Raw genomic sequence first — 22,023 nt, 5'->3', positions numbered from 1 at the left:
AAAATATCGATGAAACCGCAATATTTAGAAATTAAACAAATCGTCGGTGGAAAGAAGACCGCTGCGAGTGGCGGTAAACTCGGCCGCCAACACCGCGCCCAAAGCAAAACCGCTGCGAGAGTGGGCGTCGTGGGTGAGGGTGATGCTGTCGGCCGGAGAATCGTAGACAACGGTATGAATGCCGGGCACTTCGTCGCGACGAACGGCATCGATGCGCAGTGCGGAGGGGGCATTCTCCTTAGTTCCGCCGATGCTTCCGTCAGCCTCGTGTACCTCGCCTTTCGTCCAAGCGGTTTTACGATCAAGTCGGGCTACGATTTGCTCGGCAAGGGTGATGGCCGTGCCGGAAGGAGCATCGAGCTTGTGGACGTGGTGGGTTTCGGTCATCGAAACATCGTAGTCGGGATAACTGTTCATGATGCGGGCGAGAAACTTATTGACCGCAGAAAATATGGCTACGCCGAGCGAGAAGTTGGATGCCCAAAAAAGGGTCTTCCCCTCTTCAAGACAAGCACGCCGAACATCGCCCTCATGATCATCAAGCCAGCCGGTGGAACCGCTCACCACCTTCACACCCTGCGCCCAAGCACGAAGATAATTGCCATAGGCCGCCGTGGGGTTGGTGAACTCGATCGCCACTTCGGCCGAGCGAAAGGCTTCGCTCTCGAAATCTTGCGGATTGTCCACGTCAATGATCGAAACAATCTCATGGCCGCGACTGAGAGCGATCTGCTCGATCATGCGCCCCATCTTGCCATATCCGATTAGTGCTAACTTCATATTTACATAAATTTTGTGAGCAAAATTACACGTTTAACGGCAGATTTGCAAGCCTTTAATCATTTTTGTGCGACGGCGGAGGGTTTTATAAAGCCGAAATTTGGCAAATCAACGCTTTTATGGTAACTTTGCCGCATATATAAAAAGATTTTTCAAATTAAATGAGTTTACAATGTGGTATCGTCGGTCTGCCCAACGTGGGCAAATCGACTCTTTTCAACTGCCTGAGCAACGCCAAAGCACAAAGTGCCAACTTCCCTTTTTGCACCATCGAACCCAACGTGGGGGTGATCACCGTGCCCGATGAACGGCTTCCCAAATTGGCCGAATTGGTGAAAACGACGAAAATCATTCCCACCACGGTGGAAATCGTAGACATTGCCGGATTGGTCAAAGGGGCGTCGAAAGGCGAAGGACTGGGCAACCAGTTTTTGGGCAACATTCGCGAAACCGATGCCATTATCCACGTCTTGCGATGCTTCGACGACGGAAATGTGGTGCACGTGGACGGAAGCGTGGATCCTGTGCGCGACAAAGAGATCATCGACACCGAATTGCAACTCAAAGATTTGGAAACGGTAGAAAACCGTATCAAACGCGTGGAGAAAATCGCCCAAGTGGGAAACGACAAAAACGCGAAAGTGGAATATGAGGTGCTGACGGCCATCCGAGCGGCATTGCTCGAAGGAAAAAATGCCCGCAGTGTGGAGTTTGACACAAAAGACGAACAAATTGCGGCCAAAAATCTGTTTTTGCTCACCTCAAAGCCGGTGCTCTACGTGTGCAACGTGGACGAGGGTAGTGCCGCCACGGGCAACGAATACGTGGAACGGGTGCGCGAAGCGGTGAAAGACGAAGACGCCGAAATCCTCGTGGTGGCCGGGCAAACCGAAGCCGACATCGCCGAACTCGAAACCTATGAGGAAAGACAGGAGTTCTTGAAAGACGTGGGTTTGGAAGAGAGTGGTGTGAACCGTCTCATCAAAGCGGCCTACAAAATGCTTGACCTCGAAACCTACATCACGGCCGGGCAAGTGGAAGTGCGCGCTTGGACATATAAGCGCGGTTGGAAAGCACCGCAATGCGCAGGCGTCATTCACACCGATTTTGAAAAGGGTTTCATTCGCGCACAGGTCATCAAATACGACGACTTTATCAAATATGGTAGTGAAGCCGCCGTGCGCGAAGCGGGATTGCTCCACATCGAAGGCAAGGACTACGTAGTGCAAGACGGTGACATCATGCACTTCCTTTTCAACGTATAAACCTACCCATCGCGCACGCTGATTTCATCAACGCGCAGTCGTAACGACAACCCATATTTCACCTTACGGATACCTCGCACACGTTTCACACGTTTCGCTACCGCATCCGACAACCTCATAAAAACAATATCAACATGGTGATTTGGAATCCCGACGAAGTGGCACTTCATTTCGGCCCTTTGGCCATACGATGGTACTCTCTGTTTTGGACAATCGGATTGGGAGCTGCTTACGTCATCGTCTATCGTCTCTACAAACAGCAACGCATTCCGCAAGAGAAATTCGACCCGCTCTTTTTCTATTGCTTCCTTGGCATTCTTATAGGCGCGCGTCTCGGTCACTGCCTGCTCTATGATCCGGGCTATTTCTTGGCACATCCCATTGAGATGCTGCTCCCGATCCGTCAGGACGGTGGCGGAAATTGGCACTTCTCAGGCTACTCCGGCCTCGCCTCTCACGGAGGAACGCTCGGCTTGATGATTGCCCTCTGGATCTATATGCGCAAAACGCACATCAGCCTCATGCGTGTGCTCGACAACATCGCCATCGCCACTCCTATTACCGCCTGCTGCATTCGATTGGGCAATCTGATGAACTCCGAAATTGTCGGCAAATACACCGGAAACGAATACGGTATGGTCTTTGCAAAACTCGGAGAGACACTTCCCCGGCATCCGGGGCAGCTTTACGAGGCTGTTGCTTATTTCGTATTTTTCGTGGTGGGAATGGTTTTTTATAAAATATGGCCTCGAAAAGTGGGCACGGGCTTTTATTTCGGTTTCTGTCTCACCTCGATTTTCACATTCCGTTTCTTTGTCGAGTTTTTCAAAGAAGTGCAGGAAGCATGGGAAATCGGTATGCAAAGTGCCATCGGTCTCAATCAGGGGCAACTGCTCTCTATCCCCTTTATCCTCATCGGACTATACTTTCTGTTGGGCGGTAAGCTCGGCAAGAAGTGGGGCGACAACGGCTACACCGCCTGATGGCGTTGCACACGACCAAAGTTCCTCACATCGGACATTTTCGCAAATCAAACTCAATACAAACATACATGAGAACAAACCTTTACGCCGCTCTGGCCGTGATAGGCATCACAGCTTTGAGCTCTTGCAGCAGTAAGCTGAATCCCCTTACGGCCGACAACTTCACCATTACCCCCTCTCCCCTCGAAGCCGTCGGTAAGGAAGTGCCAACCACCATCAACGGACGCTTTCCCGAAAAATACATGAAGAAAAAAGCCGTTGTCACCGTCACTCCCGAACTTCGCTATGCCGGCGGAAAAGCCGTGGGACAACCCGCTACTTTCCAAGGCGAGAAAGTCGTTGGCAACGAACAGACCATTTCCTATAAAATGGGCGGCAACTACGTGATGAAGTCAAACTTCGCCTACACGCCCGAAATGTCGCAAAGCGAACTCTATCTCACCTTCGATGCCAAAATTGGCAAGAAATCCGTACAAATTCCGGCCGTGAAAGTGGCCGACGGTGTCGTTTCCACCTCGCAGCTCGTTTACCGCACGGTGGAAAGTGCCAACACCGCCGTGGCCGCCGACGCCTACCAACGTCAGATCGTACAACAGCAAGATGCACAAATCAAATACTTCATCAACCAAGCGAAAATCCGCACCAGCGAACTGAACGCCACTTCCGTACAAGATTTCGTCAAGGTGCTTCGAGAAATCAAAGCCGATCAGAAAGGCTATGCCCTCGACAACATTCAGGTGTCGGCTTATGCCTCTCCCGACGGTGCACTGAACTTCAACACCACTTTGGCCGAAAATCGCCAAAACACCGCCGCCAAATATGTGGAGGAACAGCTCAAACGCACCAAACTCAACACCCACATTGATGCCAAATACACAGCCGAAGACTGGGAGGGTTTTCAAGAATTGGTCGCACAAAGCAACATCCAAGACAAAGACGTGATCATTCGTGTTCTTTCCATGTATAAAGATCCCGAAGAGCGCGAACAGCAAATCAAAAACCTCTCGCTCGCTTTCCGCGAATTGGCTGACGAAGTGTTGCCCGAACTCCGCCGCGCACGCCTCACGATCAACTACCGCCTGATCGGACGCACCGACGACGAAATTCGCCAACAATACAAAGACGAACCGGGTAAACTAAGTGTGGAAGAGCTTCTCTATGCCGCCACGCTCACCTCCGATCTCGACGAACGCAAATCCATTTTCGAGACCACCACTCAAATCTATCCCACCGACAAGCGCGCTTACAACGGCCTTGCACAGGTGGCTTATGCCAAGGGCGATTATGCGGCGGCCAAAACCATTTTGCCGCAAGCCGGCAATCTCACGGAAGCCAACGCCAATGCCGCCCTCCTCGCACTGAAAGAAGGTCATCTCGACCAAGCCGAAAGCCTCATCGGAAAAGCCCTCACCGCCGCCAACTACAACGAAGTGTTGGGCAACATCCAAATCGCTCGCGGCAACTATGCACAAGCCGCCCAAAGCCTTTCGGACGTGAAGAGCAACAGTGCCGCCCTCGCGCAAATTCTCAACAAGGACTACAATGCCGCTCGTCAGACATTGGCCTCCGTTGCCCATGCAGATGCCCTCACGGCCTATCTTTCGGCCATTGTCGCCGCTCGCTCCAATCAAGCCGAAGAGGCAGTGGCGGCTCTCCGAAAAGCCATTTCGCTCGACGGCACGCTGGCAGCCAAAGCCGCCCGAGATCTTGAATTTGTCAAGCTCTCCGGCAATGCCGCGTTCCGCAATCTTGTCAAATAACCCCCTCATGTGAACATACGAGGAACGCAAAGCAACAGCTCTTTGCGTTCCTCTTTTTCTCACAAAGACATCGACCGAACCGGCGTATGCATTCCCTCACATCGGTTTCTTTCCTCATCTTTCCATCTGTCCACTCTTCCATTTGTTTCGTTTCCGCATGAAACCTTTGTTTTTACTCTTTCCACTGATAGCTTTACTGCTCTCGTCCTGTCGTCCTGACCGACAGACCGTACGCATCGAAGGAAAAATCGACGGTGTCAATCAAGCCGTCATCATGGCCTACACCGACGACGCTTCTCCCCGAAACGGCGGAGGGATCGACAGCATCACGATAGAAAGGGGAAAATTCTCCTATGAGCGACATCTCGAAGAACCCACCCTCCTCACCCTTGTCTATCCCAACTTCTCCACCACCACACTTGTGGCCGAACCCGGCGCCACAATTCACCTCAGCGGAGATGCCAACCGACTGAAAGAGATAGAAATAGACGGAACGCCCACCAACGAACTGCTCACCGAATTTCGACTTCGTCTGATCCAAAAATCTCCCAACGATGCTGAAATGGAAGCCGCCACATTCGTGCGCACCCACCCCGCGTCGCCGGCCGCCGTGGCCGTTTTCCACGACTATTTCGACGGTCAGAAAACGCCCAAGCAGCAACCCGCCCTCGCTTTGCTCGACCTCTTGCGCCGATCGCAACCTCAAAATCATTATCTCAAACAACTCGACCGACGGCTTCGTCCGCAGCTGAAAGCCTCGGTCGGCTCGCCGCTCCCCCGTTTTTCGGCAAAAAACATTGACGGCAAACGTATTGACAACGCCACTTTCAAAGGCCGCCCGGCCGTCATCGCCTTTTCCGCCTCTTGGGACGGCAACAACTACGTCCTCTTTCAACAGCTCCGGAAAATCCGCTCCACCTTCGGCAAAAAAGCGGAAACGATATTGGTTTCGATCGACCACAAGCCCGACCACATCAAAGAGGCCGCCGAGAGAGATACCCTTCGCAACGTCATTTGCCAAGGCAAGGGCTTCGACTCACCGCTCGTCCGCACTTTCGGAGTGCGCTTTGTGCCCGGTTGCATTTTCGTCGATGCCAAAGGAAAGATCGTGGCGCGCGACATTCCTTTCGATCAATGGATCGACGAGCTGAAAAAGCACGCGAAATAGCGTCTTCCTCATCCTTTTCCCAAAAAGCACATCGTAGCTTCTCCCCCAACCGTACAATGAAGTTTTCCTTTTTGCTCGTTTTCGTCTGCGGCTTCGCGTTTCTCTCCGCTTCCGCCAACGCCCAACGGCCGCCATGGCGGGAAACTTTCATTTCATGGGAAGACTTCGCGGCCGAATACCTTGCCGACGATTTTGAAGAAGAAGACCACATCGAAACGCCTTTGCACCGCCCTGCCTCCCAACTCCTCGAAACCCTCGAAGAGCGATACCTCTCCCCCTTCAACCTCAATACCGCCACTCGCGAGGACCTCCTCACGCTCGATTTCCTAACGACCGCCCAAATCGACTCCATTCTCTCTTATCGGCAAAAACTTCGTGCTTTTTCCTCTTTGGGCGACCTTATGCTCGTCCACGGCCTTCACCACAAACACCGCCGTTGGCTCTCGCTTTTTGTCGTCGTGGGCGACACCCTCCGTCCCTCTTCTTCGTGGCGGCAGCGTTTTCTTGGCGGACGCCACACCCTCGACGGCCGTATCGACCTCCCGCTCTATAAAAGGGCGGGTTTCATCGTAAAAAACGTCGATGAATTCAAGAAAAATCCTCGCCGCCACTACCTCGGTGCTCCCATGGGCAACACCTTGCGCCACCGATATTCTTGGCGTAACACCATTCGCTACGGTTTCACGCTGCAAAACGATATTGGCGAACCTTTCGCCGCTTACGGCAATCGCCCCTACGACCACACCTCGATTTATTTTTCGCATCGTCGCCCCGACAACTCCGCCCACCTCCTGTTCGGCGATTTTCGCGCCCATTTCGGTTTGGGACTGCTGCAAGGCAGTACCCGTTTTTTTCATCCTTTCCAAGGTCTTCAAAACCTTCCCGTCCTGCCCACCCGCCTCCGCCCCCATACCTCAGCCGACGAAGTGAAATTTCTGCGCGGCGCAGCCTATTCGGGCAAATGGAGGCAATGGCATTGGCAAACCTTCGTTTCTCACCGCCGGCTCGACGCGCGACTCGAAGCCGACACCGTGCGTTCCTTTCAGACGAGCGGTCTGCACCGATCGCTCACGGAAATCGAGCGACGCCGCAACGTGACGCTCACCTCCGTGGGCGCACACGGCGAATGGCGCACGCGACGCCTTCATCTCGCCTTCAACCTCCTGCACCTGCGCTACGGCCGTCCGATCTGCCCCGCGCCGCGCCTCCACAACCGATACGGCCTTCGCGGACATTACGCGTCGGGCGTGAGCTTCGACCACGGATTTTACCGAAACGGCACGGCATGGCAGGGGGAAGTCGCCATCGACGACCACGGCCGCCACGCCATTTCCCAACGCCTCCGCTTCTCTCCCCATTCTCGCTGGACACTGCTGTTGCAAGGGCGCAGTTTCTCTCCTCGTTTCGTCGCCCCCTCCGCTCAAACAGAGCAAGCCGGCAGCACCGTTCAAAACGAAAACGGCCTTTCCGTCGCAGCCAGTCATCGTCTTTCCGAAAAGAGCGAAATAAGCGGTTTCATCGATGTTTTTCATCATCCTTCGCCTACTTTTCGAGCCGACCTTCCCTCGTCGGGCATGAACGGACGCCTCGAATACGAATGGTCGGGGCATCCTCTCGTCACACGCCGTTTTCTCTATTCGTTTCGCACCCGTCAGCGCAACATCACCGGGCATCGCGGCCACTTGGAATATATCTCCACTCATCGCCTGCGCTATCAACAGCTCCATACGCTCGGCCGTCTGATGTGGCAATGGGCACTCGACGCCGCAGCCCACCACCGTCAAACCCGCCCGACGCCCGTGTGGGGTGCGATGCTCTCCTCCCGTCTGCGCTGCCGGCTCTCGCCACGCATACACCTCTCGGCCTTCGCCTCGCTCTTCTCCTCTCACGATCACGACACGCGCCTCTATGCCTACACGCCGCAACTCAAAGGCGTCACCGCTTTTTCGGCTTTCGCCCACACGGGAGTTGCCACCGTTCTCACAACATTCGCCTCCTTCGGGCGACGTTGGGAAATGGGCGGAAAGTGGAGTTTCGTCCGCTTGTTCGACCGGCCTCACATCGGCACCGGCATGCAACGCATAGACGCTTCTTCGCAAAACGATCTCTCCTTTCAGCTTCGCCACATTTTCTGATCGCGTTTCGTCCTTTCTCCGCATCGTTTCACACCGATTGCTTCCCTCCGCCTCTTCTCTCGAAAACGCTTATCGCCCGAAGTCGATGAAATCGGCTGTTTTTGTGCTCTCCGCCCCCGTTTTTTTTGTTTTTGCCGTTTTGCCTTCGCAAAAACGCCTATGCGTCTGATTATTTGGTGTTTCCGTGCGAAGGCAAGTGAAGGCAAAGCCTTTTTCAAAAATCCAAAGCACTGAAAATCAGAACTCCATTAGCGGAGGCAAAATTTCTTTCTCCTTTCACTTGCTTTCACTCACTTCCGCTATTTTCTGCACCACGCCTCATAAAATCCGGCAGGTGAAGGCAAAAATGCGCCATAAACCGATGAATATCAGTGTCTTGAAAATCTGTTTCATCTTTTGCCTTCACTTGCCTTCGCAAATAAGTGTCGGAATATCAAATAGATAAACAAAAAAGCGGAAGGAGTGAAAGCAAAACAAACCATAAGGGAAGCGCGCGCGCGTACGCGAGAATCGGCTTTGCCTACTTCCTGCCGCTCACTACCTCTGAGCCCGTCGCGTCTGCCTAAGACTCCGTTTTTTCTACCTCCAATGTAGTGCGCCCCTGCAAGACTGCATTGCTCCGCCCGATATTTTCCCAGCGTCCGCCGAGGGAGAGGTTCTCTCCCCAACCCCGGAGCTCCGGCCGAAATCGCAAAAAGAATTCGACGGTTTTACTTTTGATCGCTCCCGATTGTTTGTTCGGAGAATATTCACTATATTTGCAGAGATATAGACTTGGCAAGCCCACGCCTGTGGCCGGCGGCTTTGGATTCTTGTTTTTTGCTTATGACAACATCTTCTTTTTCTTTCGACAACTCCTCCCGACATAACCCATCCATGCCATACGAGGTCATGGCTCCCGCGGGCTCGCGCGAATCCCTCGCCGCTGCCCTCAAAGCCGGAGCCGACTCTATCTATTTCGGTATCGAGGCACTCAACATGAGGGCACACTCGGCGAGCCGTTTCACAATCAACGACCTGCACGAAATCGCTCGTCTGTGTGACGAACACGGCGTGAAAAGCTATCTCACGGTCAATACGATCATCTACGACGAAGATCTCGACATGATGCGCACCATTTGCGACGCCGCCAAAGCCGCCGGAATTTCTGCCGTCATCGCCGCCGATGTCGCCGTGTTGAGCTATTGCAGCACGATCGGGCAGGAGGTGCATCTCTCCACGCAACTCAATATTTCCAACGAAGAAGCCCTGCGCTTCTACGCCCGATTTGCCGACGTGGTGGTTTTGGCGCGCGAACTCAACCTGCAACAGGTGCGCCGAATTGCCGATTTCATCGACAAAAACAACATTTACGGCCCTTCGAGCGAGAAGGTGCGCATTGAAATGTTCTGCCACGGCGCACTCTGCATGGCCGTCAGCGGAAAATGCTATCTCTCGCTCGACAACCAAGGCCGATCGGCCAACCGCGGCGAGTGCATGCAGCAATGTCGCAGAAGCTACACCGTGAAAGACAAGGAAACGGGCGTCGAACTGGACATCGACAACCAATATATCATGAGCCCGAAGGATTTGAAAACCATCGGTTTCATCGACAAAATGATCAAGGCCGGCGTCACAGTGTTCAAAATCGAAGGACGCGCTCGTTCGGCCGAATACGTCTATACCGTCGTGCAGTGCTACAAAGAGGCCATACGCGCCGTGGAAAACGGCACTTTTTGCGATGAAATGGTTGAAAATTGGAACAAACGATTGGCCACGGTCTTCAACCGAGGTTTCTGGGACGGCTACTATCAAGGGCAAAAACTGGGTGAGTGGAGCAAAAAATACGGATCGTCGGCCACGGAGAAAAAAGTCTATGTGGGCAAGGGCATGAAGTATTTTTCAAAACTCGGCGTGGCGGAATTTCTCATCGAAGCCGGCACAATCTCCGTGGGCGACAAACTGGTGGTCATCGGCCCCACGACGGGTGCCATGTATCTCCGAGCCGACAGCATCCACGGCAACAACGGAGCCATCGAAACGGCCGAAAAAGGCATGTACGTATCCATTCCCGTGACCGACAAAGTGCGTCCGAGCGACAAACTCTACAAACTCGTGAGCAATGAAACTACTCTTTGACTTCGGCGGCGTCATCGTCGACCTCCGAAAAGATGCCGCCATTGCCGCTTTTGAAAATTTGGGGTTGGACATTCGCCCCTTTTTGGGCACGTTCCGACAAAGCGGCATTTTTTCGGCACTCGAAAACGGCGACATCTCGCTCGATCGTTTCTGCCACGAGGTGCGCAAGTTGGCCGGACGGCCGGAACTCGAAAACGCCGAAATCATCGCAGCTTGGGAGGCCTTTCTCGTCGGCATCCCCGCAGAACGGCTGCAACTGCTGCTCAACATCCGGCGGCATTATCCCACCTATGTACTGTCGAACACAAACGTCGTACACTGGGAGCAAGGCAAACGCGACTTTTTCTCTTGGCAGGGACATCGCCTCGAAGACTTTTTCGACGGATGTTTCCTTTCCTTTGAAATGCACTTGCAAAAGCCCGACCCTGACATCTTCAAAGCCGTGGTCGGAGGCATGGACTGTGCGGCGGAGGAAATCTTGTTTTTCGACGATTCCGAAGCCAATTGCGAAGCTGCGCGCCAATGCGGTTTGCAAGCCCGACTCGCTCCGGCAGGCGGCAGTTGGACGAAATTCTTTGACGCCGACGGACGACTGACCAATGACTGACTTTACCCTCATCTCCCTCCAACCTCATGCGCAGCACAAGCCCTTTGCTGCCACCATCGGCTTTTTCGACGGTGTCCACCTCGGACATCGCCACGTTTTGTCCCTGCTCAAACAAGAGGCCGCGAAACGGGAACAAAACACCATGGTCGTGACTTTCGAGCGACATCCGCGACACGTGCTCGGCCACGACCATGCGCCGAAGCTGCTCAATACCAACGAGGAAAAACTCGCGCTTCTGGCCGAATGTGGTATAGATGCTTGCGTGATGCTCCGATTTTCTTGCGAAACGGCCGCCCTCACCGCGCGCCAATTCATGGAGTCCTGCCTATATGAGCGTTTGCACATTCGCACCCTGCTCATCGGCTACGATCATCGTTTCGGCCGCCCCGATCCGAACGAGGGTTTTGCGCAATATGCCGAATACGGCCGTGCGCTGGGGATCGATGTGCTCAATGCCGATCGGTATCCCATGGAGGAGCGGTTGTCTTCTTCGGCCGTGCGCGAGTTGCTCGAAAAGGGCAACGTGGCAGCGGCAGCGCGGTTGCTCACGCACCCTTATGGATTGTCGGGCATCGTTGTCGAAGGCCGAAAAAACGGCAGAAAGTTGGGATTTCCGACGGCCAACATTCGCCCTTTGGCAACCGAGAAGCTCGTTCCCTCAAAAGGGGTTTATGCCACACGCGTGGGCATCGGCAACCAAAGCTATGCCGCCATGACCAACATCGGAGAAAGACCGACCCTTGACAACGGAACGGACATTACGATTGAAACACACTTGTTTGATTTCAACCAAAACCTCTACGGACAGACCTTGGAGTTGCAATTTGTGGAACGGTTGCGATCGGAAATGCGCTTTCCGTCGATCGAAGCACTGCAAAACCAACTGCGACAGGACGAAGCGGAAGCACGTCGTCTGCTTGGCGGCCGTTCGCCCCAATAAACCCTCGAAAATCACCCATCCCCCTTCTCATGCTGAAAGCTATTGTTATTTTTCTTCTTTTCCTCTGCGCGCAAGTGCTCAGTTCCGTCATCACTCTGCTGTGGGACAACTCCGACTTTCTTTTTCAAGGCGGCTCGCTCGGCTCGCTGTCTCTCTCCTCGTTCACTCCCACCGGTATCGGTTTGGGGCTTTGGATCGCCAACCTTTTTATATTTTTCGTGCTTTGGCGACTGCGTTTGACGAGCAAGCATCTGTTGGGCAAATTCGCCAAAGGCATTCCCACGGGCGGCGGCATGGCTGTCATTAGCTTTATCTTCATCGGTTTCGGGCTTTCCTTCCTGCTCGAACCGCTCCATTTGGAAGACGGACAAATGATGCGATTGTTTGAAAAGATGCAAGGCAACATCATTGCGGTGAGTGCGGTGTGTGTCATCGGCCCTTTCTTGGAAGAAGTGATTTTCCGCGACGGCATCCAAAGACACCTCATGCGCTCCGGTCTTTCGCCATGGTTGGCCATCCCGACGAGCTCGGCCGTTTTCGCCATTGTCCACATGAATGCCGCGCAAGCCGTTCCGGCCTTTTTGCTCGGCATTCTCCTCGGATTGCTCTACCATAAAACAGGCGACCTCCGCCTCTGCCTGCCGGCTCACATCATCAACAATTCTTTGGGAATGTTGCTTTTCCATCTCCCCGAAATGCAAGAAACGATGTCGGGTTTCTCCTTGTGGTTCAGCCTCACCGTCGGGCTTCTTTTTCTGTTGGGAGGCGGCGCGGCATTTTATCGCAGTATTCAAAAATGAAAATCAGAAATATCGATTTGGGAGAACGCCCCGTCCTGCTGGCTCCCATGGAAGACGTGACCGACATCGGGTTTCGACTGCTCTGTCGCCGTTTGGGGGCATCAATGGTGTACTCCGAATTTGTGGCCGCCGACGCACTTGTGCGCATGGTCAATAAAAGTTTGCAGAAGCTCACCGTTTGCGACGACGAACGCCCCGTGGTCATTCAAATCTACGGGCGCGATCCGGGTGCCGTGGCCGAAGCGGCGGAAATCGTGGTAGAAAAAGCCCGCCCCGACGTGTTGGATCTCAACTTCGGGTGCCCGGTGAAAAAAGTGGCCGGAAAAGGTGCTGGTTCGGGCATGCTCCAAACCCCCGACCTGCTCATCGACATCGTCCGCGCCGTGGCAGATCGGGTCGGCCACACAACCCCCGTCACGGTCAAAACGAGATTGGGATGGGATGAACGAAACCTCATCATCTCCGATTTGGCCGAGCGGATTCAAGACGCAGGAGCGGAAGCACTCACCATCCACGGCCGAACGCGCTGCCAGATGTACACCGGCACGGCCGACTGGTCACTCATTGGAGCCGTGAAAAGAAATCCGCGCATCCGTATTCCGATTATCGGAAACGGCGACATCGCTTCGGGAGAAGATGCGGCACGCGCTTTCGAGCACTTCGGTGTGGATGCCGTTATGGTGGGACGCGCCACTTTCGGCCGTCCGTGGATTTTCAAAGAAATACGCGATGTGCTCGATGCCGTTCCTTTTTCGGTCGATCGGATCATTCCTTCGCAACACGCCCCCATGTCGCCCGACTGGATGCTCGACGTTTTGAAAGAACAGGTGCGCCAAAGCGTGGAACACATCGACGAATATCGCGGCATATTGCACGTGCGACGACACCTCGCGGCAACGCCGATTTTCAAAGGACTGCCCAACTTCCGACAAACACGCATCGACATGCTTCGAGCCGAAACCCTCGAAGAGCTGTATGCCATCATGGAAACCACACGGCCGCTCATCAACGCCAACGCCCAACATCAAACGTCATGAAAAACATTACGGAACGTGTCCGCGCCCTTCGGGAGTGGATGAAACAACGCGAAATCGCCGCTTTCATCATTCCGAGCAGTGATCCGCACAACAGCGAATACACCGCCGAACATTGGAAATGCCGGGAATGGATTTCCGGCTTCGACGGGTCGGCAGGCTTGGCCGTCGTGACGCTCAACGCCGCCGCGCTTTGGACGGACTCACGCTACTTCTTGCAGGCCGAACAGCAATTAAACAACACCCCTTTCGTGCTCATGCGCGAAGGATTGCCCGAAACTCCGACGCCGCAAGAATGGCTCGAAAAAGAAGTCGGCACAGGATTTGTGGCCTGCAACGAAGAGGTTTTCACCAAATCCGCCTACGACAGTTTCAACAATGAGGCCTGTTCCTACCGTTTCGCAGAAAGTTGCGATCCATTTGCCGAACTGTGGAAAGACCGCCCCGCCATACCCTCCACCCCCGTCTATCGACAGCCGGAAAGGTTCACGGGCGAGAGTGTTGCGGAGAAAATCGAGAAGATATGGAGCAAACTCGAAAATATGTCCGATTTCACCGGAGAAACAACCTGTGCAGACTATTTTTTGGTCAGTGATTTGTCGGAAATAGCCTGGGTGCTCAATCTCCGCGCCTCAGACGTGGAATACAACCCCGTCTTCATCTCCTATTTGCTGATCGGGCGCAACAAATCAATCCTTTTCACCGATCTTTCGCGTGTTTCCGAAGAAATCAAATCCTATCTCTATGCTCAACACACAGAGGTGGCTGCTTACGACGGTTTGATCGATTTCATCGGAAGGCTCACCGATGAATCCGCCACAATCGGTATCACGCCCCAAACCCCTCAGTGGATTTGCTCGACACTTGCCGACAAACTCCATATCCCGCACGTTTATCTTCACAATCCCCTGCCGCTCCTGCGGTCGATCAAGAACGAAGCCGAAAAAGAGGGATTTCGACAAGCCATGCTTCAAGACGGCGTTGCATTGGTGCGCTTTCATCGATGGCTCGACGAGAAAATCGAAAACGGAACAATCGCCGATGAAACCGAACACTCCCTTGCACAACGTCTGAAAGACTTTCGCGCTCAAAACCACGATTTCATCGACTCTTCTTTTGCTACTATCGCCGGATATGGCGCGAATGGCGCAATCGTTCACTACGAAGCCACGGCCGAACACGCCGCCCGACTTCAAAGCCACGGTTTGCTGTTGCTCGACAGTGGTGCGCAATACCTCTGCGGAACGACCGACATCACACGCACCATTCCGCTCGGACGGCTCACGGAAGAAGAGAAAAAGGTTTATACGCTCGTGCTCAAAGGCCACATCGCGCTCTCGCGCGCACGTTTCCCGAAAGGCACGACCGGCCTGCAACTCGACACGGCAGCACGAATGGCCATGTGGCACGAAGGCTACGATTTCGGACATGGCACCGGACACGGCGTGGGCAGTCATCTCTGCGTACACGAAGGGCCGCAACAAATTCGCAAAGACCTTCGCGAAGCCACCCGAATTGCTTTTGAAACCGGCATGACCATTACGAACGAACCGGGCATTTATGTGGCCGGAAAGTTCGGTGTACGCATCGAAAACGTTTTACTGGTCGGTGCAAGCGAAACCACCGATTTCGGAACTTTCCACCGCTTCGAAACCCTCACCCTCTGCCCGATCGACATTGCCCCCATTCATCGGGAAATGCTCGAAGAAAGCGAGCGAATTTGGCTCAACGACTATCATAAACGGGTTCGGGAACGCTTGCTTCCGCTCCTCAACGATGAAACCGACAGAAATTGGCTCATCGCAGCCACAAAAGAGATTTGAGCCTTTCGATAAAACCGTGCGAAATATCGCGTCAAGACGATTTCATCGAAACCTGATGCCCTCCGAAAGAGAACGCTTACGTTTGAGGCGTTCTCTTTTTGGCTTAAAGCCCGATGAAACCGAAACAAACGGCCTCCTGCACAAGCTCCGTCCGTTTCTTGGCCGCAAAGGGCACCCATATACGATAAAAGACCTTTCGGACAATTATGGGAGGTTCAAATCACCGGGAAGAGAAACGAGCAGGAGCCGGTGAAATTTAGGTCCGTGATAGAATTTTCTACTCGTTACTCCGTTTTTTCTACTCCTTAGGTAAGATGCATTCCGACGCATTAAAGTCTATCCGGAGAAATCGAAAAGAAAGTGAGGGCATTTTTCGTAAAAACGCACAACTTCCAGCCTCTACCGGGAGTTTTTCTTCTTTTTATCTACATTGTCTGCACTTTCTTGATTAAACCACAGAAATACAGTCTAATGCGAATGTAGACAACATGACCGATTAACTACATTCGTTTCTACAACCTACACGCTGCTTCGGGAAAGGGTGCGGATGTCCGAAACCGCAACCATGTAGGCAGTGTAGGTTTTGAAAAGAACCGTCTACATTCGTTTTCATCTGTATATCATCGACTTAACTTTCCGCTGTGTAGATAAAAAAACGCTACATACACTTCCATTTTTCTGAAAATCAGTGATTTTCAAAGAAAAGTGTAGGTTTTCGACGATTTTCAAAATAATCATCGGGAAAGCCCGCATCAACGAGCGATTCCTCCCATAAAACCGCGTTTGCTACGCACCCAAAGGTGCATTCGGGCACATCACGGAACAAACGGAGGCTATTTTTGAGAAGCCTCACAGGTCATGAAAAAAACAGAGCAGACATCACGGTTCGGGTTTGGGCAACCTTTTCTTTTCGATCAACGCAAAACCCTCAACCGACTTTGTCGGTTTTGTTTTTTTTTGTACTTTCGCCCGAAAATACGGAATGCGGTGTCGCGAGGCGTCTTCTTCGGGCGTCGGGTCGCGATGAAAAGGGAAACCCGTGAAAATCGGGTACAGTCCCGCTGCTGTGTGTACCCCTTCGCATTGCAAACCATCGGTTTTAACCCACGGTGCAATGTTCCCAATGCCGTGAGCGGCATTGCGGACATGCTCGAAATCCTGCGGTTAAATCACCGATTTCCGCCACTGTCGCCAACATTCGTCGCGACGGGAAGGCCGTTTGCAATCGGGTACGAGTCAGAAGACCTGCCACATTCGTCGTTTTCGTCACTCTTCGAGGAAAGAGCCCGAAAAGCCATTTTCATGATTTCAGCAAGTCTTACGGTTCGTCGCATCGGGCTGTGGGGCGTTGCGGCTGTTCTGTCGGTTTCCGCCGCCGCCCAATCCGTCGAGGTTCTTCGCACGCCGGGAGAAGTCGAGATCGTCGCTCCCAAACGCACGCTTACCGCTGCCGCTCCGCTGTGGCAGCTGGACAGCATCACACTGCTCGGAAGCGGTGCGGTTTCCACGGCCGACGCTCTGCGCCGCCTGCCGGGCATCAACCTTCGCGACTACGGCGGTGCGGGCGGTTTGAAAACGGTGAGCGTCCGCGGTCTCGGATCTCCCCACACCGTCGTGCTCTACGACGGTCTGCCCGTGGGCGATGCCCAAAACGGCCAAATCGACTTCGGACGCTTCACTTTGTCCCGCATCAAAACGCTCTCTCTCTCCGTGGGGGAAAACCCCGAACTTCTTGTGCCCGTCAGGACACTCGGCGCAGCCACCGTGAGCCTCCTTCCCACCGCTTCGCCTCGTCAAATCGGTTGGCGTATGGGGGCATTCGGACTGTTAAATCCGTCTGTGTCGTGGGCGGAGCAATGGGGCAAAACCACGATTTCGGCGTCGGGAGACTTTCTGCACGGCGACAATGACTATCCCTTTTTGCTCAAAAACGGCAGAACTGCCACACGCGAGCGGCGATCACACAGCCGCATGCAGACGTGGAACGGCGAATTGGCAGGCCGGTATCTTGACGGCGGCAACGAACTGTCGGGCAGAGCGGCTTATCGCGCCAACCACCGACACCTCCCCGGCCCCGTCACCCTCTACACACAACTCGGAACGGAATTTTCGGACGAACAACAGCTGTTTGCCCAGTGCGCCTATCGCCACCGAAGCGAGCGCGTATCTTGGATGGCCGCCGCCAAACATGCTTGGCAGGAGAGCCGCTACGTCAATCGCGACCGACAGTATCCCGGCGGAGAGTTTCGGCAACAATATTGGCAACGGGAAACCTATCTCACCCTTGGGGTGCAACGCGATTTCGGCAAGACATGGCAAGCGGCCTACGCCACCGACTACACCCACGCCGGCCTCAACTCCGACCTCTCGGTGGATCGACGGGTGCATCGGCACTCTTGGCAGCAAGGTCTTTCGGCGCGCTATCGCCACTCGCGGTGGGACATCACCGGCCGCCTGCTGCTCCACCTCCACCGCAATCGGCTTGAAAAAGGCGCGCCCCATCCTCTCTTTTTCCCGGGGACATCAGCCCCTCCCGCTCCCGATGTCCGACGGCTCACCCCCTCCTTGTCCGCAGCCTGCTCGCTCATTCGGCGGCAACACTCGCTGCTGCGCTTGCGCACGTTTTACAAGGAGATATTCAGAATGCCCACGTTTGTCGAAAACTATTATTTCAACTACGGAAACCGTCTGCTTCGCCCCGAACTGACACGCCAACTGGGCATCGGCACAACCTTTCGTCTGCTTCCGCAACAAACCCTCCTCACCGATTTCGACATCACGCTCGACGCCTACTCCAACCGCGTTTCCGACCGCATCACGGCCATTCCTCTCAACCCCGTCGTTTGGCAAACGGTCAATCTCGATCGCGTTCGCGCTTTGGGCTTTGACCTCACCGCCCACGGCCGGTTTCGATTTTCGGCGCAACAGCAGTTGGTCGTTCGCGGGCACTATTCGCTGCAAAACGTGACCGATCGCAGCCACCCCGAAGGTGCCACCTACGGACTGCAACTTGCCTACACGCCGCGCCACACGGCTTCGCTCTCTTTGGCTTGGGAAAACCCGTGGTTGCCGATTGTCGTTTCGACTTCTGGAGCTTCCGAGCGTTGGGCAACTCATCAGCACGCTTTTTCCACACGGCTGCCGCCTTATTGGGAAACCAACCTGTCCCTATCCAAGAGTCTGCGCTTCTTGCGCCGTCGGGCAGACCTTCGGCTTGACATCACCAACGTTTTCGACCGTCAATATGAAATTCTGCGGCGTTACCCCATGCCCGGACGCGCTTGGCAATACGTTCTGATTTATCATTTCTAATCCTCAATTTTTATTTACCGCAATGAAACACCTAAAACATCTATCTTTGCTCCTCTTTGCCGCCCTCGCTTTTGCGACCTGTTCCGACGACGAAGACAACTACTCGCCCGCCACCGCCGTCGAGCCTGTCGGACAAAACGGAGCCTTCGTCCTCAACCAAGGCAATCAGTATGCCGCTATTTCGAGCAGCTGCACGTTGCTTGATTTCAAAAACAACACGCAGCAAAACAATTTCTTCTCCACGACCAATGGCATCGAAATGGGACACGGCGTGCAAGACGGCGTGATTCACGGCTCGAAACTCTATCTCGCCATGCACGGAAGTAACCTCGTGTGGGTCATCGATCGCAAAACGGGCAAAAAAACGGCCTCCGTTTCCACCTCCTCTCCCGAAGGCATCACGGCTCACGGAGGGTACGTCTACGTGACCAACAACGACGGCTTCGTGTCTAAAATCGACACCCTCGCCTACACCGTTGTGGAAAAAATCGAAGTCGGCCCCAACCCCGTAGACATGGAAGTGCGCAACGGACGCCTCTATGCCACCGTGAGCGACGGCTACAATTACCTCAACAAATATGTAAACGGCTTCAAAGTGGCTTGCATCGATCTGGCCACTTTCAAAAAAACGGCCGACATCCGCGTGGGCATGAACCCCTCAAAGATGACGCAAGATGCTCATGGCAATATTTTTGTGACCTGCATGGGCGACTACAACGACGTCAAACCTAAAATCTGGAAATTGGACGCACAAAACCACGCTTCGGAATTTATTGACGGCTCTTTCGCACAAGCACATGCCGACCGGCTCTACGTCATCGGTTCTTCGCAAAGCGATGTCTATGCCGTATTCGACAGCCGCAGCGGAAAAGCCGTCACCACTCTTTTCGGCAAAGGCCACACACCGCTCGACCCCGTCGCCATGGCCGTCCGCCCCTCCACCGGTGAAATCTTTGTAACCTCTCGCGGATCGCTCGACCCCAAAATCCGCTTCACCCATCCGGGACACGTTTTGCAATACGACAAAGACGGCAACTTCGTTCGTCGCTACGACGTCGGCATCGAGCCTTACGCCATCCTCTTTTTCTGATCTCCCCGACACTCATACGCAAAATATCCGGCGAGAGTTTTCCCCTGCGGAAGCTCTCGCCGGCATCATGTTTTCCTCCTTTTCCGAAATGCAGCTTCGGAGCGACACGCTCTCCTCCGTCCGAAGGAAGAGCGACGGAATCCTATTCGTTGTCACATTGTTGCCAAACATCGGGCTCAATTTTTAAAAAATCTACCTCTTTAATCGTCAATTTCGGAGAACAAAGTTAGCAAAAAGCAGTTTTAACAAAATAAATTAAGATAAAAATATTGTATTATCGTATTTTTCTTTACCTTTGTGCCCATCATTCTATGTTTAACTTTTATATATCACATCACAATGAAGAAGGTTTACAAAATGCTTGCGGCCGGACTTTTGTTCTTTTCCGGCGCAGTGGGCACTTTTGCCCGCCATTGGACTTATGATTACACGACGCCCATCACAGCGGATCAGATTCAGCCGGGCACGAACTATGCCTTGCAGGCAGGGTTCTCTGTGACGGCAGGAGATTATCATTTCCTTTCGGGCAGCACGTTTAGTCATTCCTCCAATCTGACCCTCGACAATGTCTACACCTTTGAGGCATTGGAAGGACAAAAAGACAAGAACGACAACCAGATTTATTATCTTAAAAGTAAGTTCGGCTATGTCGCTGTTCCCGAAAACGGACAATTCTACACCAACCAATTGGAGCGTGCATGGAAAGTCGTTGTGAAAGCTGCCGTAGCCGGCGATCGGGAAAAGTCCTATGATCACATCGGTCGCAACAAGGCCAATACGGAAGATTCCACCTATACATACACCGGCCTCGAAGCTTACCTTTGGGAAGCCAAAGACGCTAACGACCCCAATCTTCACGATTTCGGAGCATTAAGCTTCAACCCTGTTGCAAACGAAGAAAAGGCTGTGGTGATCGTTTCGGCCACTCCGAAAGACGCCGAAAACCCATACAGCTACTATAATTTCCTGCTGACCTATCCCGATGGACAAGCCAATCAGGGAAAAGCCGCTCGCGACACCCACTACATGCGCAATGCATGGTACGTTTACACCACTTCCGAGCTTGCTGCAAAAGAAGGTTTGGCAGCCGTGGTGAAAGAACTGACCAACGATGTGGATCTCGTCGAAAAGTTCAAAAACTATCGACTTGGAACCGGGGCCGGCGAATATTCCAAAGAGAAATATGATGCTTTGATCGCCATGTGGACTCGTATCCAACAAATTCTCAACGATGGAGCAACAGCCACCGACGAGGAAATGGATCAGTTGGCAGAAGGACTCGTTCCTGCTTATGAAGCATTTGTCACTTCCGGTAAAGGTTTGGAAGAAGGCTACTACATCCTCACCTCTTGGCGTTCGGAAACATCCCCCGACAGCTACGACGATGGTGCCGTTTATGATGGTTCTGCGGTTATCTCCACCGACAAATCCCTGTTATGGACATGGAACGGAGGCGATCGTTACCGCCGTCCCGGAAAAGTAACTTACGACAAAAGTGCACCTCTCGACTACAACTCCGCCAAGTTCATTTGGCAGGTGATTGTAGACCCCAGCAATCCCGGCTTGTTCTTCTTCAAAAACTTTGAAACCGAAAAATACATCGGATATACTGACAAGCAAAACACGGCCATTCCCATGACCGAAGAGCCGGAAGCATCTTACAACATCGTAGCCAACCCCGAAAACCCCGGATTCTTCAGCTTCTACTCTCCCAAGCTCTTCAAAAATGCAGGTGCTCAATACGGCGGAATCCACTGTGCCGGCGACTATGAAAACGTAGTGGCATGGGATTGGCGATCGGGCGGCTCTTCATGGCACGTTCGCACCATTACCCAAGAGGAGTTGGACAACCTCCGTGCCAACATGGAGCAACCCAAGCGCAACGAAGCCATGAAAAAGCTTGTGGAAAAAGCCGAAACTGTTTTTGTAGACGGAAAGGCCTACATGGCCGTTGACAATGACGGAAAGAAAATCGAAAGAGCAACCAGCGGAGATGTTTACGAAGTCGACGGCCTCGTGACCAGAGCCGACCAATTGGCATGCCCCATGCCCGACCCCGACGAAGGTGCAAACATCGGAACTCTTTTGGATGGCGACGTCAGCACCTATTTCCACTCCACATGGCGCGGTGGCGAAGGAGCTTGGAAAGGAGGACACTATCTCCAAATCAAACTCGACAATCCCGAAACCGATCTCTTCTTCAAGTGG

14 protein-coding genes, 1 pseudogene and 1 riboswitch are annotated in these 22,023 nt (G+C 53.4%); of the genes and pseudogenes, 14 read left to right on the top strand and 1 reads right to left on the bottom strand.

What is annotated here, in order from left to right; all coding sequences use genetic code 11:
- Positions 1-24 precede the first annotated feature (24 nt).
- Positions 25-780 carry a 4-hydroxy-tetrahydrodipicolinate reductase gene (gene dapB, locus EII14_RS05530; protein WP_124931563.1) on the bottom strand — a complete coding sequence of 252 codons (756 nt, stop codon included), beginning with the start codon at positions 778-780 and terminating at the stop codon, positions 25-27.
- A gap of 161 nt (positions 781-941) precedes the next feature.
- On the opposite strand from dapB, the gene ychF reads away from it, so the two are divergent.
- From ychF to EII14_RS05460, 14 genes and pseudogenes are all read left to right on the top strand, one after another.
- Positions 942-2,045, top strand: coding sequence for a redox-regulated ATPase YchF (ychF, locus tag EII14_RS05525; protein WP_124931562.1), 1,104 nt, complete (start codon positions 942-944; stop codon positions 2,043-2,045).
- Between the two features lie 134 nt (positions 2,046-2,179).
- Entirely contained in the window at positions 2,180-3,028 is an 849-nt protein-coding gene (gene lgt, locus EII14_RS05520; RefSeq protein ID WP_124931561.1) for a prolipoprotein diacylglyceryl transferase, read from the top strand.
- Positions 3,029-3,096: 68 nt separating this feature from the next.
- Positions 3,097-4,788, top strand: coding sequence for a lipopolysaccharide assembly protein LapB (locus EII14_RS05515; protein ID WP_124931560.1), 1,692 nt, complete (start codon positions 3,097-3,099; stop codon positions 4,786-4,788).
- A 157-nt stretch (positions 4,789-4,945) separates the two neighbouring features.
- The gene (locus tag EII14_RS05510; protein ID WP_124931559.1) at positions 4,946-5,956 is read left to right on the top strand and encodes a DUF4369 domain-containing protein; all 1,011 of its coding nucleotides are present in this window, start codon (positions 4,946-4,948) and stop codon (positions 5,954-5,956) included.
- A gap of 56 nt (positions 5,957-6,012) precedes the next feature.
- Positions 6,013-8,091 carry a helix-hairpin-helix domain-containing protein gene (locus EII14_RS05505; protein WP_158608333.1) on the top strand — a complete coding sequence of 693 codons (2,079 nt, stop codon included), beginning with the start codon at positions 6,013-6,015 and terminating at the stop codon, positions 8,089-8,091.
- An 825-nt stretch (positions 8,092-8,916) separates the two neighbouring features.
- Positions 8,917-10,209: a peptidase U32 family protein gene (locus tag EII14_RS05500; RefSeq protein ID WP_233569387.1), complete on the top strand. Its 1,293-nt coding sequence runs from the start codon at positions 8,917-8,919 to the stop codon at positions 10,207-10,209.
- On the top strand, positions 10,193-10,816 hold the full coding sequence (locus EII14_RS05495; protein WP_124931557.1) for an HAD family phosphatase: 624 nt from the start codon (positions 10,193-10,195) through the stop codon (positions 10,814-10,816). Before EII14_RS05500 ends, EII14_RS05495 begins: the two co-directional genes overlap by 17 nt.
- The gene (ribF, locus tag EII14_RS05490) at positions 10,809-11,756 is read left to right on the top strand and encodes a riboflavin biosynthesis protein RibF (RefSeq protein WP_124931556.1); all 948 of its coding nucleotides are present in this window, start codon (positions 10,809-10,811) and stop codon (positions 11,754-11,756) included. The genes EII14_RS05495 and ribF overlap by 8 nt, the downstream gene beginning before the upstream one ends.
- A gap of 29 nt (positions 11,757-11,785) precedes the next feature.
- Positions 11,786-12,556, top strand: a complete 771-nt coding sequence (locus EII14_RS05485) for a CPBP family intramembrane glutamic endopeptidase (RefSeq protein ID WP_124931555.1) — start codon at positions 11,786-11,788, stop codon at positions 12,554-12,556.
- The gene (locus EII14_RS05480; RefSeq protein ID WP_124931554.1) at positions 12,553-13,593 is read left to right on the top strand and encodes a tRNA-dihydrouridine synthase; all 1,041 of its coding nucleotides are present in this window, start codon (positions 12,553-12,555) and stop codon (positions 13,591-13,593) included. Before EII14_RS05485 ends, EII14_RS05480 begins: the two co-directional genes overlap by 4 nt.
- Positions 13,590-15,413: an aminopeptidase P family protein gene (locus tag EII14_RS05475; protein ID WP_124931553.1), complete on the top strand. Its 1,824-nt coding sequence runs from the start codon at positions 13,590-13,592 to the stop codon at positions 15,411-15,413. Before EII14_RS05480 ends, EII14_RS05475 begins: the two co-directional genes overlap by 4 nt.
- A 968-nt stretch (positions 15,414-16,381) precedes the next feature.
- A riboswitch (cobalamin riboswitch) is annotated at positions 16,382-16,681 on the top strand.
- A gap of 34 nt (positions 16,682-16,715) precedes the next feature.
- Complete coding sequence (locus EII14_RS05470) at positions 16,716-18,725, top strand: TonB-dependent receptor domain-containing protein (protein WP_124931552.1); 2,010 nt, start codon at positions 16,716-16,718, stop codon at positions 18,723-18,725.
- A gap of 22 nt (positions 18,726-18,747) precedes the next feature.
- On the top strand, positions 18,748-19,815 hold the full coding sequence (locus EII14_RS05465) for a YncE family protein (RefSeq protein WP_124931551.1): 1,068 nt from the start codon (positions 18,748-18,750) through the stop codon (positions 19,813-19,815).
- Between the two features lie 339 nt (positions 19,816-20,154).
- Positions 20,155-22,023, top strand: a pseudogene (locus tag EII14_RS05460) (hypothetical protein); the annotation flags it as partial.

The sequence above is a fragment of the Alloprevotella sp. OH1205_COT-284 genome (genome assembly GCF_003859795.1).
Taxonomy (GTDB): domain Bacteria; phylum Bacteroidota; class Bacteroidia; order Bacteroidales; family Bacteroidaceae; genus Alloprevotella.
This window is presented reverse-complemented; position numbering and strand designations above follow the sequence as displayed.

Excerpts from the sequence above, each read along its gene's own strand:
- dapB (WP_124931563.1), bottom strand. The coding sequence starts at position 780 with ATGAAGTTAGCACTAATCGGATATGGCAAGATGGGGCGCATGATCGAG.
- ychF (WP_124931562.1), top strand. The coding sequence starts at position 942 with ATGAGTTTACAATGTGGTATCGTCGGTCTGCCCAACGTGGGCAAATCG.
- lgt (WP_124931561.1), top strand. The coding sequence starts at position 2,180 with ATGGTGATTTGGAATCCCGACGAAGTGGCACTTCATTTCGGCCCTTTG.
- EII14_RS05515 (WP_124931560.1), top strand. The coding sequence starts at position 3,097 with ATGAGAACAAACCTTTACGCCGCTCTGGCCGTGATAGGCATCACAGCT.
- EII14_RS05510 (WP_124931559.1), top strand. The coding sequence starts at position 4,946 with ATGAAACCTTTGTTTTTACTCTTTCCACTGATAGCTTTACTGCTCTCG.
- EII14_RS05505 (WP_158608333.1), top strand. The coding sequence starts at position 6,013 with ATGAAGTTTTCCTTTTTGCTCGTTTTCGTCTGCGGCTTCGCGTTTCTC.
- EII14_RS05500 (WP_233569387.1), top strand. The coding sequence starts at position 8,917 with ATGACAACATCTTCTTTTTCTTTCGACAACTCCTCCCGACATAACCCA.
- EII14_RS05495 (WP_124931557.1), top strand. The coding sequence starts at position 10,193 with ATGAAACTACTCTTTGACTTCGGCGGCGTCATCGTCGACCTCCGAAAA.
- ribF (WP_124931556.1), top strand. The coding sequence starts at position 10,809 with ATGACTGACTTTACCCTCATCTCCCTCCAACCTCATGCGCAGCACAAG.
- EII14_RS05485 (WP_124931555.1), top strand. The coding sequence starts at position 11,786 with ATGCTGAAAGCTATTGTTATTTTTCTTCTTTTCCTCTGCGCGCAAGTG.
- EII14_RS05480 (WP_124931554.1), top strand. The coding sequence starts at position 12,553 with ATGAAAATCAGAAATATCGATTTGGGAGAACGCCCCGTCCTGCTGGCT.
- EII14_RS05475 (WP_124931553.1), top strand. The coding sequence starts at position 13,590 with ATGAAAAACATTACGGAACGTGTCCGCGCCCTTCGGGAGTGGATGAAA.
- EII14_RS05470 (WP_124931552.1), top strand. The coding sequence starts at position 16,716 with ATGATTTCAGCAAGTCTTACGGTTCGTCGCATCGGGCTGTGGGGCGTT.
- EII14_RS05465 (WP_124931551.1), top strand. The coding sequence starts at position 18,748 with ATGAAACACCTAAAACATCTATCTTTGCTCCTCTTTGCCGCCCTCGCT.